This is a genomic window from Pseudoalteromonas sp. SWYJZ98 (assembly GCF_015864495.1).
In the GTDB taxonomy this organism is placed as follows: domain Bacteria; phylum Pseudomonadota; class Gammaproteobacteria; order Enterobacterales; family Alteromonadaceae; genus Pseudoalteromonas; species Pseudoalteromonas distincta.
Map to the genome: position 1 here is coordinate 1 of NZ_JADYXA010000061.1, position 15,775 is coordinate 15,775.

14 protein-coding genes and 1 pseudogene are annotated in these 15,775 nt (G+C 39.1%); 9 read left to right on the forward strand and 6 right to left on the reverse strand.

What is annotated here, in order from left to right:
* Positions 1–170 precede the first annotated feature (170 nt).
* Both I6F10_RS19030 and I6F10_RS19035 read right to left on the reverse strand, forming a co-directional pair.
* Positions 171–1,355 carry a DUF1624 domain-containing protein gene (locus tag I6F10_RS19030; protein ID WP_197099255.1) on the reverse strand — a complete coding sequence of 395 codons (1,185 nt, stop codon included), beginning with the start codon at positions 1,353–1,355 and terminating at the stop codon, positions 171–173.
* A gap of 149 nt (positions 1,356–1,504) precedes the next feature.
* A complete protein-coding gene (locus I6F10_RS19035) occupies positions 1,505–1,921 on the reverse strand; it encodes an MgtC/SapB family protein (RefSeq protein ID WP_002960738.1) in 417 nt (138 codons plus the stop codon).
* A gap of 213 nt (positions 1,922–2,134) precedes the next feature.
* Between I6F10_RS19035 and I6F10_RS19040 the strand changes: the two genes are divergently transcribed.
* Together I6F10_RS19040 and I6F10_RS19045 are read left to right on the forward strand one after the other, a co-directional pair.
* On the forward strand, positions 2,135–2,359 hold the full coding sequence (locus I6F10_RS19040; RefSeq protein WP_309168738.1) for a hypothetical protein: 225 nt from the start codon (positions 2,135–2,137) through the stop codon (positions 2,357–2,359).
* 75 nt (positions 2,360–2,434) lie between these two features.
* Positions 2,435–2,809 (forward strand): hypothetical protein, encoded by a 375-nt coding sequence (locus tag I6F10_RS19045; RefSeq protein WP_008134020.1) that lies wholly within the window; start codon positions 2,435–2,437, stop codon positions 2,807–2,809.
* Here the strand turns inward: I6F10_RS19045 and fghA are convergent.
* Together fghA and I6F10_RS19055 are read right to left on the reverse strand one after the other, a co-directional pair.
* Entirely contained in the window at positions 2,763–3,605 is an 843-nt protein-coding gene (gene fghA, locus I6F10_RS19050; RefSeq protein WP_197099256.1) for an S-formylglutathione hydrolase, read from the reverse strand. The two genes, I6F10_RS19045 and fghA, sit on opposite strands and share 47 nt — an antisense overlap.
* 68 nt (positions 3,606–3,673) lie before the next feature.
* The gene (locus I6F10_RS19055; RefSeq protein WP_197099257.1) at positions 3,674–4,795 is read right to left on the reverse strand and encodes an S-(hydroxymethyl)glutathione dehydrogenase/class III alcohol dehydrogenase; all 1,122 of its coding nucleotides are present in this window, start codon (positions 4,793–4,795) and stop codon (positions 3,674–3,676) included.
* 129 nt (positions 4,796–4,924) lie between these two features.
* Here I6F10_RS19055 and I6F10_RS19060 point away from each other — a divergent pair, with 129 nt between their 5' ends.
* The 7 genes from I6F10_RS19060 to hflX all read left to right on the forward strand — a co-directional run bounded on the left by I6F10_RS19060 (position 4,925) and on the right by hflX (position 13,024).
* Positions 4,925–5,797 (forward strand): LysR family transcriptional regulator, encoded by an 873-nt coding sequence (locus I6F10_RS19060; protein ID WP_197099258.1) that lies wholly within the window; start codon positions 4,925–4,927, stop codon positions 5,795–5,797.
* Between the two features lie 147 nt (positions 5,798–5,944).
* Complete coding sequence (locus I6F10_RS19065) at positions 5,945–7,162, forward strand: lipoprotein-releasing ABC transporter permease subunit (RefSeq protein WP_197099259.1); 1,218 nt, start codon at positions 5,945–5,947, stop codon at positions 7,160–7,162.
* Positions 7,155–7,853, forward strand: a complete 699-nt coding sequence (gene lolD / locus I6F10_RS19070; protein ID WP_007375330.1) for a lipoprotein-releasing ABC transporter ATP-binding protein LolD — start codon at positions 7,155–7,157, stop codon at positions 7,851–7,853. The genes I6F10_RS19065 and lolD overlap by 8 nt, the downstream gene beginning before the upstream one ends.
* The gene (locus tag I6F10_RS19075; protein ID WP_197099260.1) at positions 7,843–9,087 is read left to right on the forward strand and encodes a lipoprotein-releasing ABC transporter permease subunit; all 1,245 of its coding nucleotides are present in this window, start codon (positions 7,843–7,845) and stop codon (positions 9,085–9,087) included. Before lolD ends, I6F10_RS19075 begins: the two co-directional genes overlap by 11 nt.
* A 117-nt stretch (positions 9,088–9,204) precedes the next feature.
* The gene (locus I6F10_RS19080) at positions 9,205–9,678 is read left to right on the forward strand and encodes a DUF1456 family protein (protein WP_197099261.1); all 474 of its coding nucleotides are present in this window, start codon (positions 9,205–9,207) and stop codon (positions 9,676–9,678) included.
* A gap of 433 nt (positions 9,679–10,111) precedes the next feature.
* The gene (gdhA, locus tag I6F10_RS19085; protein WP_011328073.1) at positions 10,112–11,464 is read left to right on the forward strand and encodes an NADP-specific glutamate dehydrogenase; all 1,353 of its coding nucleotides are present in this window, start codon (positions 10,112–10,114) and stop codon (positions 11,462–11,464) included.
* Positions 11,465–11,671: 207 nt separating this feature from the next.
* Positions 11,672–13,024, forward strand: coding sequence for a GTPase HflX (gene hflX, locus I6F10_RS19090; RefSeq protein ID WP_197099262.1), 1,353 nt, complete (start codon positions 11,672–11,674; stop codon positions 13,022–13,024).
* A 142-nt stretch (positions 13,025–13,166) separates the two neighbouring features.
* Here hflX and I6F10_RS19095 read toward each other — a convergent pair.
* Together I6F10_RS19095 and I6F10_RS19100 are read right to left on the reverse strand one after the other, a co-directional pair.
* Positions 13,167–14,885: pseudogene (locus I6F10_RS19095) on the reverse strand (AMP-binding protein).
* A 198-nt stretch (positions 14,886–15,083) separates the two neighbouring features.
* A complete protein-coding gene (locus tag I6F10_RS19100; RefSeq protein ID WP_197099263.1) occupies positions 15,084–15,530 on the reverse strand; it encodes a DUF3010 family protein in 447 nt (148 codons plus the stop codon).
* Positions 15,531–15,775 lie beyond the last annotated feature (245 nt).

Consider the following 15,775-nt stretch of genomic DNA (forward strand, 5'->3'; position numbering starts at 1 on the left):
TGTTCGTTAATCATAATGTGCCCTCAAACAAGATTTGAAGATCTGATCATGACATTGAGATTTAGTTCAAAAAAATCCCCGCTAATTTCTTAGCAGGGATTTGTGTATAAGAGACAGCTTTTTAAGCGCCTTTTTTAATGTCTATTATTTTGTGCTAATTTGTATAAACGCTATATATATTTAGCAATTAAGCTATGTTTGTGGCTTCGCTTCCAAACAATGTATCGCTTAGCGAGTAGGGTTGTTAGTCCTATTACAACGGTTATAAATAAAAGTGTTGCTGTGTAACTCATGCCATAACCTTCAGGCAAACCAACGAGAGTATCTGCGTAGGTCATATCGCTAAAATTAAAGCCAAGAATAGGTATAATTAACCAAGCAATAGCATGTAATAAATACAAATGCACAAGGTATGAAAACATACTTGTTTTACCCAGTACTTGTAAAAAGTTATGCGAAAAATCGGTTTTTAAACCACTTAATGCCTTTAAAGAAATAAGCCCAAGGCCAACAGTAAGTAACATAAATTGCAGCGAAAGCGGATACTTTGTTGGGTTTAGAAACGACATAACAGTGAGTAATGAGCTTGTATGTATAGCAAACTGTGACATATCACCGTATAAGTTAAATCCACGTAAAATGCCATAAAGCGCAAGGCAAGTAACCCCTAATAACAATGCGTGATTCATCACTTTTTTACTGTATTGTTGCGCTTTGTAATAAACACCAGCGCAATATGCCAATGCCATTAAGCCAACAATGGGGGCAACTGGGTAGGTTGTTCTAATTTGAAAATCAAAAGGGAGATCAAGTACATTTTTTTGATGTGCAATAGACCAAGCAGTATGTGCAAATGTATTAGGCTCAAAGCTTGTTCCATCAAATAAATTATGCCCAAACACGAGTAATAAGCCTGCTACAAAAATGGCATAAATGCCCAGGAAACGCAGCAGTCCTAAAATAACAAAGCCCCAGCCGATAGCCCAAATAACTTGTGCGTATAGCATTGAGTATAATGGGTTAAAGCTCCAAGACCACGAAACAATAGTAAATTCAAACAAAATTAGCACTAAACCACGAATAATCAAGCTCTGTGAAAATGCTTTAGTGGATACATATTTATGCTCTGTTATTGCCGCAGATAGACCTGCTAAGAATACGAAGAGTGGTGCGCAAAAGTGAGAAACAAAACGCGTAAAAAAGGTAACGGGATCAGTCCCTGAAATGGTCATCGGATCGGTAACTGAGTAATTAAGGCAATAATACATACCATGGTCAATAACCATAAATATAATTATAATGCCCCGTAATATATCAATATGATGTAAGCGGTTATCGGTTGAAGGTAGCGGCATAAGAGAGCTATATAGAGTGATTTAAAACTGTATTTATTATATGTTATATTGTATCAAATTGAAACCGTGTATTTATATTTTGCCAGTGATTACACACACGTAATACGACCAATATTTGCTCGCATTACTTGTAATGATACAGCTAATTATCACTTAAACTTTTTTACATACCTTAGCGTTATAAAATTAATAATGGCGAGCAAAATGGCTATTTCGTAACGGCTATAGGCTACAGCTATACCAATTAAGCCCATATTCCAAATACTGGCTGCGGTTGCTGTACCGGAGGTTGATTTGTTATTTTTCAAAATTGCGCCACCGCCAATAAAACCAATGCCAGTAATGATGCCTTGTAACATTTTAGATTGAGCTTCTGCGCCATCTAAAACCGACATAGCTATTAATGCATACCCACACGATGCAACAGCAACAAGAGGAAATGTACGAAGGCCTGCACCATCATGGCTACGCTCTCTGTCGTAAGCCATAGGTAGCGCAAGTAGGTATGCAATACCTAAATGTATTAAGTTATCGATGATTTCATTCCACTGTAAATCAATTTCCATTATTGAGCCTATGCGGGTTAATTTTGTTAATAATAAGCAAACAGCGGGCCATTGCATAAATAACTAATAATCAATGGTTTATTGTAGGAAGCTGAGTTTAATAAAAATTATTGAGGAAACTTTTACATGTTTTTATTACTATTTTACGCGATAGTTAATTTGATCTGAGTTTTAAAGCCCCGTATTCTTTTATCATACCTAAAAGACACCTATGTGAACCTTTTGCCTTTAAATAAAACATTAATCACAACAACTAAACTTGAAAAAACAGCGTTACTATTTTGCGCTGGGTTATCTGTTTTTGCTTTTTTATTTCCTGAATTTCTCACAGAACACTTACAACCTACCATTAATAAAATTTTAGGTTATTTAGGATCACCATTTTTTATATTGCAGCTGGTGGGTGTTACAAGAAAGTTTATAAATGATTTTAGGTAGTAATACTTACATTTTTTTACAGAGTTACAATAAAAAACGTATACAATTTAGGTAATATTTTGTTTAGGATGAATGATGAAAACAATTATTGTACTTTTGTTTTTTTATTGCCTTTCTGGCTGTACAGTTGCGGGCGCTATTATTGATGGGCAAGCACAATCTCAGGCGCGTAATGATAAAAATAGTATTAGCCCGGCGCAGTCAACACCTTATAAAAACCCACTAGAGCCAGTACCTACAGATAAAAACGGATTTAACTTTACTGATATGGGATTAAAGATAGATTCGGCTCTTGTTAGCCTAGTTAAAGGGGAAAGCACTACTACGCAAGTATGTAGGCAGGTCACTAAAAGTCTAAAAGAGTGTGTAGAGGTAGAAAAGTCATCTCTACACACTAATGAGTCTAAGCAGTTAAAAACTGATGATGAAATAATAAGTGTTGGTCAATAAAGCTGCTTATAAAAAAGTAACTATGATCGTACCCGGTTTGCATTTCTAGGGTCAGTGGGTAGTCTTTTTGTTTTGCAACAGCCACTAAATTTTGTGGTTTTAATTGCTCGTCTAAAAAGTTATCGGCATCGCCTTGGCTCACTAACATTGGCAAGTAGTTACTTTGCTCAGCTTTAGCCATTAATTTGCAGCTGTCGTATTGTGCCCATGTTGTTTTATCGGCTCCTAAATAACCCGTAAACGCTTTAACGCCCCATGGGCAATTAATAGGGTTTACTATAGGGCTAAAAGCCGAGGCACTTACAAACGCAGTCGGGTTTTTAAGTGCGACCATTAATGCACCGTGCCCGCCCATAGAGTGACCGCTAATTGCTTTTGTGCTTGTTACCGGAAAATGTTGTTCAATCAATGCTGGTAATTCACTAACAACATAATCGTACATATTAAAATGGGTGTTGTAAGGAGCTTGCGTGGCATTTACGTAAAAGCCTGCGCCTTGTGCAAAGTCGTAACTGTCTTCATTGGGTACGTTTTCGCCGCGCGGGCTGGTGTCAGGCGCTACAATAGCAATGCCTAGCTCTGCTGCTTTTTTAAATGCACCGGCTTTTTGCATAAAATTTTCGTCGGTACAGGTTAAACCTGATAGCCAATAAAGTACCGGTACTTTGTTTGTTTCACTTGCACCTGGTGGTAAAAACACCGCAAAGCGCATAGTGCAATGTGTACTTGTTGCAGGGTGAGTATATTGCTTATGCCAACCACCAGCTACTTTTGTACTTGAGATATTCTCTAACATAATAATCCTTAAAAGCCGCAAACCTTTAGGTTTTACGGCTTTTTATTAAGTCGTTTACTAAGTGCTTATTAGTAATGAATTACTGTACGAATACTTTTGCCTTCGTGCATTAAATCAAACGCTTCGTTAATTTTTTCAAGGCTCATTGTATGAGTAATAAAGTCGTTTAACGCAAATTCACCCGCCATGTAGCGCTCAACTATTTCAGGTAGTTGCGAGCGACCTTTAACGCCACCAAATGCACTACCACGCCATACACGCCCAGTTACCAGTTGGAACGGACGGGTTGATATTTCTTGGCCTGCACCGGCTACACCAATAATTACCGACTCACCCCAACCTTTATGACAACACTCAAGCGCAGAGCGCATTACATCAACATTACCAATACATTCAAACGAGTAGTCAACGCCACCGTCAGTCATTTCAACAATCACTTCTTGAACAGGCTTGTCGAAATCTTTTGGATTAATTAAATCAGTTGCACCAAGTTTTGTCGCTAAATCGAATTTAGTAGTGTTAATATCAACACCAATAATACGTCCAGCGCCTGCCATTTTTGCACCAATAATGGCAGATAAACCAATACCACCAAGGCCAAAAATTGCTACTGTGTCGCCAGGTTTTACGTTTGCAGTGTTTGTTACTGCGCCCATACCTGTTGTTACACCACAGCCTAGTAAACAAATCTCTTCTAAAGAGGCTTCTTTATTTACTTTAGCGAGTGAAATTTCTGGAAGCACTGTGTACTCAGAAAACGTTGAGCAACCCATGTAGTGGTATATTGGTTGGCCGTCTTTAAAAAAGCGTGTTGTGCCGTCTGGCATAAGGCCTTTACCTTGAGTTTCGCGCACAGCAGAACATAGGTTAGTTTTACCTGAAGTACACATTTTACAAACGCCACATTCAGCAGTGTATAGAGGAATAACATGATCCCCAACTTCAACACTGGTTACGCCTTCGCCAATTGCGTATACAACGCCTGCGCCTTCATGGCCTAAAATAGCAGGGAAAATACCTTCAGGATCATCACCTGATAAAGTAAATGCATCGGTATGACATACACCAGTAGCGGTAATTTTTACCATTACTTCGCCTTTTTTAGGCATCATCACATCAACTTCTTCAACGCTAAGTGGTTGATTAGGACCCCAAGCAATAGCTGCTTTTGATTTAATAAATTCTGACATGTGTTTATCCTTTGTAGTGGTTAGATAATAATTGTAGACCCAATTTGCTTGGGTAATGTAGCTATTGTATTTGTTTCTCAAACAATGATAATCTCAATTTTATTAAAACACTTTTACAGCATGGTAATAATGACGCGTTGGAATGGAATAGATGAGTTTATAGCTGTAGGGGAGGAGGGCAGCTTTACTGCGGCTGCAAAAACGCTTGGACTTTCGGTTGCGCATATTAGCCGCCATGTTACAGCGCTTGAGCAACGTTTAAATACCCAGCTTTTAACCCGTACAACCCGTAAAGTGGTTTTAACCAAAGAAGGCGAAGTGTACTTACATCAAATAAAGCACTTACAACACGCTATGGACGAGGCAACTCAAGGTCTTGCTCAGCAACAAAGTACACCAAAGGGTAAAATTAAGCTCACAGCCCCTGTTATGTATGGGGAAACGTTCATTATGCCCATAGTGCATAATTTTATGAAGGATCATCCCGAGGTAGAAGTTGTTGCCACACTAAGTAACGAGCAAGAAAACTTATTAGAGGGCGGATTTGATTTAGCCATAAGGCTAGGGCACTTAAAAGATTCGAGCTTAAAAGCGCGTAGGTTAAGTGCGCGGCGTTTTATTATGTGCGCGGCACCACAGTATTTAACGCGATTTGGTGAGCCGCATACTTTAGGCGAGCTAAACAGCCATGAATGTTTAATTGGGAATAGTAGCTACTGGCGCGTAAACGAAAATGGGCGCGATAAACACTTTAAAATAGCGGGGCGGCTACAGTGTAATAGTGGTTGGGCGCTGGTGGATGGCGCAAAAAAGGGGCTCGGTATTGTACAGCTCCCAGACTACTACATTGAAAACGAAATTAACTCAGGGCAATTGGTGCCTATTTTAACACCCTATCAACCACAGCAAGAAGGGGTATGGGGCGTATATCCACCAAGGCAGTTTGTGGCCACTAATGTACGGGTATTGCTCGATTATTTAGTCAACGGGCTTAAAGCTTAACCGCGAGTTAATGGTTAAATACATATTGCTGTAAATATAGCCAAGTATCAGATTTTTAAATTATTTCTTACATTTTACGCCATACCCAAAGGCACTTTTTTCGTGCTACTATTGCTCAATACTTTTACGATAAGTGTTAAAAATAATATGTTTCAACCGGTTAGCTTATTTATAGGGCTTAGATATAGTCGCTCCTCTAAAGGAAATGCGTTTATATCGTTTATTTCGTTTTTTTCTATTGCCGGTATCGCTATTGGTTTAATGGCATTATTTACGGTAAGCAGTGTAATGAACGGGTTTGAAAATAGCCTGAAAACCAATATGCTTGGACTTATTCCGCATGTTGAAGTTAGCGCAGATAAACACACTGCCACCCAAATGAACACCCTAAAAACCGACCTCGAACAATCTCCTTATGTTGATCATGTAAGCTTATATCGCCACGGCGAAGCTATTTTGCAAACAAATAAAGACTTGCACGGCGTTTTACTACAAGGCCTTTATAACGATAGTGGTTCTTTGTATAAAATTACCGATAAAATAGTGCAAGGCGATTGGAAAACTGTATTAAACAAAAATTACAACATTGCTATAAGCCGTTATTTGAGTCGTAAATTAGGCGTTAGCGTGGGTGATAAGCTTCGCGTTATTATGCCTAATGCTTCAACATATACACCTCTTGGGCGAGTACCCAGCCTGCGTTTATTTAAAGTAGCCGCAATATACGAAACCGGATCTGAGATAGATATGGCACTTGCGTTTACGAGTGGCGCTTCGCTACAACGGGTATTAAAGCTGGATAAAAACACCGCCCCAAATTTAAGTGTTTCATTGCACGAACCTTTCGAACTAGATGAATTGATTGAAGCAAGCCAACGTATTTTAAAAGATCACAATTACAGTGATTGGCGCAGTACCCAAGGTACTCTATTTGCAGCCGTTGCTATGGAAAAGCGCATTATGTCTATGTTGCTTGCCCTCATTGTATTGGTGGCTGTATTTAATATTGTATCGGCATTAACCATGATGGTAAGCGAAAAACAAGGTGAAGTAGCCATACTACAAACGTTAGGTTTAACACCTTCGCAAGTGCAAAAAGTGTTTATGGTGCAAGGCTTATATAACGGCGTAATTGGTACCGCAATAGGCGCATTTTTAGGTGTAATATTTAGTTTATATATAAATGAGCTACTTGCATTAGTGGGCTTAAACTTACTGGCGGGTATAGAGCTTCCGGTAAAATTTGATATTTTGAGTTTAGTAATAATAGCGTTTGCCAGTATTGCTATGAGCTTTTTAGCTACCTTATATCCTGCGCGTAAAGCCGCAAAAGTAAAACCAGCAGAGGTATTACGTTATGAATGATTTAGTGATTAGTTGTGAAAATTTAAGTAAGGTTTATCAAGACGGCAGCAACCAAGTTGAAGTATTAAAAGGCGTTGATTTAGCGCTTCAGCAAGGTGAAATGCTCGCTATTGTCGGGAGTTCTGGCTCTGGTAAAAGTACGCTTTTACACATACTTGGCACATTAGATACCGCAAGCTCAGGTAGCGCTAAAATTAAAAACCAAGAAGTTGCAAAACTTTCGCGAACAGAGCAAGCCGCATTTAGAAACCAAAATTTGGGCTTTATCTATCAATTTCATCACTTATTAATGGAGTTTAGCGCAGTTGAAAACGTAGCTATGCCATTATTAATTAAAGGCTTGAGTGCAAAAGAAGCCAAAGCTCAAGCGCTCGATATGCTCGAAAAAGTCGGCCTTGCACATCGCAGCTCGCATAAACCGTCTGCGCTTTCTGGTGGAGAGCGCCAACGTGTGGCAATTGCCCGCGCACTGGTTACTAAACCTGCGCTTGTGCTTGCTGATGAGCCAACGGGTAATTTAGATAAACAAAATGCGATTAAAATTTACGATTTAATAAATGAGCTTAACCAAAGCTTAAACACGAGTTTTGTGGTAGTTACACACGATTTAGAACTTGCCGATAAGCTAGGCAAAATAGCTTATTTAGACGATGGAAAACTAGCTATTAAAGAGTCGCAGCATGTTGCTTAGTGCATTTTTAAGTAAACGCTTTAGAGCTTACTCAGGCCATAAAGACGAAAAAAACGGCTTTGTTAGTTTTATCGCTAAAGCGTCAACCATTGGTATTTTATTAGGGGTTGCGGTTTTAATTGTGGCGCTGTCGGTCATTAATGGATTTGAGCAGCAACTAGTACATAGATTGCTAAGTGTTGTGCCGCAGGTTGAATATGTAGCACCAAGTAGACCTATTGCAAATTGGTCGCAAAAAGTTGAGGATTTACAAACACAACCGCATGTAACAGGGGCTGCGCCATTTATTGCTGTCAATGGTATGGCGCAATATAAAAGCCAGTTAAAAGCGGTCGAAATTAGAGGTGTTGAGCCATCGCTCGAGAGTAATGTATCGGCGGTAAATCAGTTTGCCAGTGGTAAGTTAGTGAGCCAGTTAGGCCTTGACGATGTAATTTTAGGTAAGCAAATAGTAAAACAGTTAGATGCAAAAGTAGGCGACAACATTACGTTACTTATTCCGCAAATAGGCCAAAAAGGTCAGTCATTATTAGCGCCTAAACGCGTAACACTTAACCTTGCAGGTGTTATAGAAATGGGCGGCCCCATTGATAGTACAGCTGCGTTTATACATCTTAATAAAGCGCAGCAAACATTGGGTTACGATGAAACTCAAGTAACAGGGCTGCGGTTAAGTGTTGATGATGTGTTTTCGGCGCACCAAATAGCGCTAAAAGTGGGCCAAACTATTGACGACTACGTGTATGTTTCCAGTTGGTTTAGAACCCAAGGCAGCCTTTATCAAGATATTCAAATGGTACGTACCATTGTTTATATTGTGGTGTTTTTAATTATAGCGGTAGCCAGTTTTAATATTGTGTCCTCTTTAGTGATGGAGGTACGCGAAAAACAAGGCAATATCGCAATTTTAAAAACCATGGGCGCGAAAGACAGTACTATTTTAGCCACCTTTGTAATGCAGGGCTTAATGCAAGCATTTGTAGGCGTGGCACTAGGAACACTAATTGGTGTGGTATTAGCGCTTAATATAAGTGAGCTTTTTACGTGGATAAGCCAATTATTTGGAGCCAATCCACTTGAGGGCGTTTATTTTATAGAGTTTTTACCAAGTAAATTAGTACTTGAAGACATTGGTATTACAGTGATTGTTACGTTTGTGCTTGCGATACTTGCTACCATTTATCCTGCATGGCAAGCAACGCGCGTAGATCCTGCCAAGGTGCTTGGTAACTAGGTATAAGAAGCTCAGATAAAAATTAATAGGGTGGTATTAGTAAACCTGTTAAACTAGGTGCTTATTTAAAATTAAGCAATAACTGCTTGGTTGCTATACCTCACTTTGGGATTTACTTTGACTAATAACGATATTTTACGCCGCATTCGCTACACTTTTAACTTAACTGATACTGCTATGGTCAATGTTTTTGCATCAGCAGAGCATACGGTCACCAAAGAGCAAGTAATTGCATGGTTAACTAAAGAAGGTGAAGAGGCTTTTACCCCAATAAGTGATACTGAGTTTGCTAGCTTTTTAAATGGGTTTATTAATACCCAACGTGGCAAACGCGAAGGTGATCAACCAGAGCCTGAGAAAAAGCTAAACAACAATATTATCTTTATGAAGCTACGTATTGCTTTAAATATGAAAGCGGAAGATGTGATTGCGACGCTGGCACTCGTTGACTTTAATTTGAGTAAGCATGAGCTAAGCGCGTTTTCTCGTAAAGTAGATAACAAGCACTACCGCGTATGTAACAACCAGGTACTTCGTTTATTTTTAACGGGTGTACAACAGCAGGTTCGTCCACAAAGCACTGCTGAGTAAGCAAGGTAAAGCCATTACTCTTTCAAAACGCTAAAACAGCCCTTGTTTTAGCGTTTTGTTGTTTTTAAGTTAAATATATTTCAACTTGTTACACGCCTACTTTAAAATTGTTCAATACCGCTTAATAAACTAGCAATTGAATGAGAACATTTAAATATCAAGTAATTACCTCCTTTGTTAACTGTATGTTTGGTTTTAGCAACCGCGCACTGTATTTTTATATCGTTAAAATGAATAAAAATTCGGCTAGTCGCTGTTTTATTTTTACACAACAGTAAAATAATTCAACTTGAATGACGTGCAACACCACTCTTTCTAATGGTAAGGTGTATGAAAATTATGATTTTAAAATAGATTTATATTCAAAAAACAAACTTAATCATACTTACCCGAATTCTCAAATTTTAAAAATAGCTTACACGGAAGAATAATTATGAATTATATACATAGTACGATAGCTCAATTAAAGCAAACTAGCCCCGCGCAAAGTGAGTTTTATCAAGCTGTTGAAGAAGTACTAGAATCTTTAGAACCTCTTTTTGCAAAAACTACAAATTATCAAAAAGAAGCCATTATAGAAAGAATGGTAGAGCCAGAGCGTCAACTAATGTTTCGTGTACCTTGGGTTGACGACGAAGGTAATATTCAAGTAAATAAAGGCTATCGCATTGAATTTAGCTCTACCTTGGGCCCATATAAGGGGGGCTTGCGTTTTCACCCGAGTGTTAATGCCAGTATTATTAAGTTTTTGGGTTTTGAGCAAGTGTTTAAAAACTCATTAACCGGCCTACCTATTGGTGGTGGTAAAGGCGGTGCTAACTTTGATCCAAAAGGGCGATCAGACGGTGAAATAATGCGTTTTTGCCAATCATTTATGAACGAGTTATACCGCCACATTGGCCCAACTACCGACGTACCTGCAGGGGATATTGGTGTTGGCGCACGCGAAATTGGTTATTTGTTTGGCCAGTACAAGCGTTTAACAGGGCGTTACGATGGTGTGTTAACCGGTAAAAGCCTAATGTGGGGTGGCTCGTTAGTTCGTAAAGAAGCAACTGGCTACGGCGCAGTGTACTTTGCAAACTACATGCTACAAAACCGCGATGATAGCCTAGCTGGAAAACGTTGTTTAATTTCGGGCTCGGGTAATGTTGCTATTTATGCGATGGAAAAGCTGTATCAATTAAATGCAAAACCAATTACCTGTAGTGACTCTCGCGGTACACTATTTCATGACGCGGGTATAGATTTAACGCTTATTAAAGAGTTAAAAGAGCAGCAACGTGGCTGTTTAAGCAAATATAAAGAAAGCTACCCAGAAGCCACTTATATTGCTCGCGCAGATTACCCAGAAGATGGGCATGCAGTGTGGCGTTTTAAAGCCGATGCTGCGTTCCCGTGTGCCACTCAAAATGAGTTAACTCAAGGCGATGCAAAAGCGCTACTAAGCAATGGCTGTATTTTGGTGAGTGAAGGTGCAAACATGCCTTCGACCAAAGACGCGATTGACTGCTTTATTAAAGCCAAAATAGCTTACGGCCCAGGTAAAGCTGCTAATGCGGGCGGCGTTGCAACCAGCCAATTAGAAATGGCGCAAAATGCCAGTATGCAAAGCTGGACTTTTGAAGAAGTGGATGCAAAATTACAGCACATAATGAAAAACATTTTTAATATTGCTAACGAAACAGCGGCAGAATTTGGCCAACCTACTAACCTGTTACTTGGCGCTAATATTGCTGGTTTTCGCCGTGTTGCCGATGCAATGATAGAGCAAGGCGTAGTTTAACTAAAATAGTTTAAAGCAATTGCAGCTTATTGCTGTGAGAGCCTGTACTTAAAACACCCCATAAATTTAGCTATTTATGGGGTGTTTTATTTAAATAACCGCTTAAGTTAGTTATAACGCTATAAAGCCAAGCTATAACAGCGTAGGATCAGGCTACTTTCGAATGAAAATAGGTTTGCACTTCGCGGTGCATTAACATAAAAAATTATGCAACTAACTGCAAAAGCATCACTTCCTAACGCATTACTTATCTCTATTAGTACACCTCACTTTAAAGGCGATGAAGCAATTGAGTCGCTTGCAGAATTGGCACGCCTAGTTACTACTCTTGGCTTTAAAGTAGTTGGTACACAATCACAAAAGCAAAGTTCTACCCAAAAAGTAAATGTACTGGGTTCAGGTAAACTGGCTGAAATAGCGCACCTTACTGGTAATAAAGGTTCTGCTGCAGATGAGAAAGAGGGTGAGAATTTTCTTGATGACGATCCATTATCCGACATGCCATCAGAAATTCCATCAGACGATTTAGATTTTGCTTGTGCCGATGTTGTCGTGTTTGACTGCGATTTAACGCCTTCTCAACTACGTAATGTGGAAAACCAGTTAGGTGTGGAAGTATTTGACCGCACCGGCATAATTATTGAAATATTTAGCCGCCATGCGCGTACTAAAACAGCAAAATTACAAGTTGAAATTGCTCGCCTTAATTATGTCGCGCCACGGCTGCGTGAAACATCAACAGGTGATAAAGAACGCCAAATGGGTAAAGGTGCGGGCGAAACCACACTTGAGCTTAATCGCCGTAAGGTGCGCGATCAGTTAGCAGAATTAAAGCGCGAACTTGTTAGTGTTCAAGATGTAATGATGGACAGACGTACGCAGCGCTCTGAGCTATTCTCAGTGGCTTTAATTGGTTATACCAATGCGGGCAAGTCATCAATGATGCGCGCAATTACAGGTAGTGATGTAGAAGGCGAAAACAAACTCTTTGCAACGCTAGATACCACTGTTCGCGCGCTGTATCCAATTACGCAGCCACGTATATTGGTTTCAGATACGGTTGGTTTTATTAAAAAATTACCTCATGATTTGGTTGCTTCATTTCATTCAACGCTCGCTGAGGCACATGATGCGTCGTTATTGTTGTATGTTGTAGATGCTTCAGATCCTTCTTTTCGCTCACAGCTTGAAGTAGTACATAAAGTACTGGCAGAAGTTGGGGTAGAAGGTAGCAAAAAATTATTAGTACTGAATAAGTCAGACCAATTAAGTACTGAGCAGCAGCAGTCGCTAATGGATGAGTTTCCTGATGCGATGATGACCTCTACACGTAATCCAGATGATATTAGTAAATTGCACAAATACATTATTGGCATTGCTCAAGAGGACATGATTGAAGAAGAGATTGTTATACCGTACACAGCTAAAGGTATTGTGGGCGAAATCCGATCGAGTATGAGTGTTGTTAAAGAAGAATATGAATACAGCTATATTAAATTAACAGTGCGCTCGAGTGCGATTGATTTAGAACGTTTAAAAAAGAGAATGTTGAATTTATAATAAATTCAGTACATAAAAAGCACAGCCAATTGGCTGTGCTTTTTAGTATTAGTCCTAACATAAGTAAATTTAACGCTGCTAGCTCTAAATATAGCTCTGAGATAAATTCCCTATCCAGAGTCTCAGTTACTTAAAGACGAAACTAGGAAAAAGGATTTTCGCTTAGCTCTTCTTGCATTTGCTCGCGCATTTTAAATTTTTGCAGTTTACCTGTTACTGTCATTGGGTAATTTTCTACAAAACGGATATGTCGTGGCATTTTAAAGTAGGCTAGTTTGTCTTTTAAAAACTCACGAATTGCTTGCTCATCAAGCACAGCATCTTCTTTTGGTTGGATCCAAGCGCATACTTCTTCGCCATACTTTTCATCGGTTATACCAAATATGGCAGCATCTTGAATGCCCGGGTAGGTGTAAAGTACTTCTTCTATTTCTCGAGGGTAAATGTTTTCGCCGCCGCGAATAATCATATCTTAAATGCGGCCAACAATAGTGACAAACCCTTCTGTATCCATGACACCTAAATCGCCAGAGTGTAGCCAACCGTTGTCATCTATTGTGGCTTTTGTTTTAGCATCGTCATTCCAATAGCAGCGCATTATGCCTGCACCTTTACTACACACTTCGCCAGGTTGACCAATTTTTTGAATGTTACCCAGTTCGTCAATTATTTTAACCTCAGTATGGGCAAGTGCGCGGCCAACCGTCGTTACTTGCCGCTCTATTGAAGAGTCTGTTTCGGTAATGTTGTTTATGGGGCTGCACTCCGTTTGCCCGTAAGCAATCAGTACTTGATGCATGTTCATTTGTGTTTGTACTTTGCGCATTACTTGCTCTGGGCATGTAGAGCCTGCCATTACACCCGTGCGTAAAGTACTTAAGTCATAATCGTTAAAATTACTTAGCTCAAGCTCACTAATAAACATAGTAGGTACACCGTGCAGCGCTCTACACCCTTCTTGTTGAACTACATCTAGTGTGGTTTTTGCATCGAATGAATCGCCTGGGTAAATGGCTGCTGCACCTTTACTAACACACAACAAGCTACCCAATACCATTGCAAAGCAATGATATAATGGGATAGGGATACATAACTTGTAATCGCTCGTAAAGTGCATAGATTCGGCGACGAATAGCGCATTATTTAAAATGTTTTTATGAGTGAGCGTTGCGCCTTCTGGGTTGCCGGTTGTGCCTGATGTAAATTGTATATTGATGTCTTGCTCAGCATTTAAGTTTGCACCTATTGCTTTTAATTCAAGCTCATGTGCCGATGTTGGCAAGTTAATAACATCATTAAAAGAGTACATACCAGGAGATGCTTCATCGCCAATGCGGATTATATTTTTAAGAGTGGGCAGTGCTTTTAAATTAAGTGTGTCTTTATCGCAAGTTGCAAGTTCTGGAGCCAAACCATTGAGCATTTCTAAATAATCACTGCCTTTAAAGTTTGATGCTGTGATTAGAGTAGAGCATTCAACACTATTTAAGGCTTATTGTAATTCGTTAGGGCGATATGCAGGGTTGATGCAAACCATTATTGCGCCAATTTTTGCGGTTGCAAATTGGGTTAAGCACCACTCAATATTATTAGGAGACCAAATACCAACACGCTCGCCTGGTTTCACGCCAAGTGCCAGCAACCCCATAGCAAGTTGATTAACTTCTTTTTGAAATTCTTTATACGTTAAGCGAATACCCTGGTGATGAACTACAACAGCTAACGCCTCTGGGTTTTTGTCGACAATAAAGTCAAAGTACTCGCCTATAGTTGAATTTGTTAAAGGTGTGCTTTGTATACCTTTAAAATAGCTTTGCGATAACGGTAAGTGATTTATTTGTTCTACTTCTTTTGCCGCAATAGTGTGTGTGCATTGCTCTCTCCATGAAAATGTGTGTGAGTTATGTAAAATACAAAGTTAAAATAAACACATATTGTCGACAAAGAGAAGTGCAGTTAGACTAATGTATTATTAGATTAATAAAAGCTAATACTACTTTTTAGACACAAAAAAACGCGTCTTACACTGTAAGTACGCGTTTTTAAACGAGCAATAAATTTACATTTCGTCGCTGCGGTATGTTTTTTTCATTATGTAAACGTAAGCGTTTACAAATGCATTTTCTTGGTACTTTTTAAGGCCTGTTTCTTCAAAATCAATAGGGATGGGGTTGCGTTTTAACTGCTCTTTAACTTCAGTTTTAGTAAATAAACGTACATCTAAGTTGTCGATTAATTGAATTGCAGTTTCCATTTTAAAGCCTTTTGCACTGCCAGCAAATTTACCTTTAGGCTGACGCTCACGAATTGCAACAGAATCAATTTGGTAATCTTGCATTAGTTTTGCAAAATCGAATTGAAATTTACGCATTACTTCAGTGTCGTTACCGTTACCTAAGGTAAAGCGTGTTTGGCGCACATCGCGAATATCAAATACGTCATTATCTTTACTTAAAATACAAAGTAGTACATCACTACCGGTAATTTCTACACCACATGTTCTCATGTCTATTCTCTAAAATAACTTAATTACACAGTATTATACGCAACGCACATTAAAATGCGAGTGTGGGTATAGTTGTAGGCGCGTAATTAATGCATTGATGCTTTTATATTTTAATAAAATGATTTTTGTAACTATTCACCAAGACAAATTATTTTCTAAGGATCTTTTTTAGCTATTGACTGATCCTGCCAGTATGCCAAGCTAGAGCTATTACCCTATCGCTCTAGCTTTAATGAATTTAAACA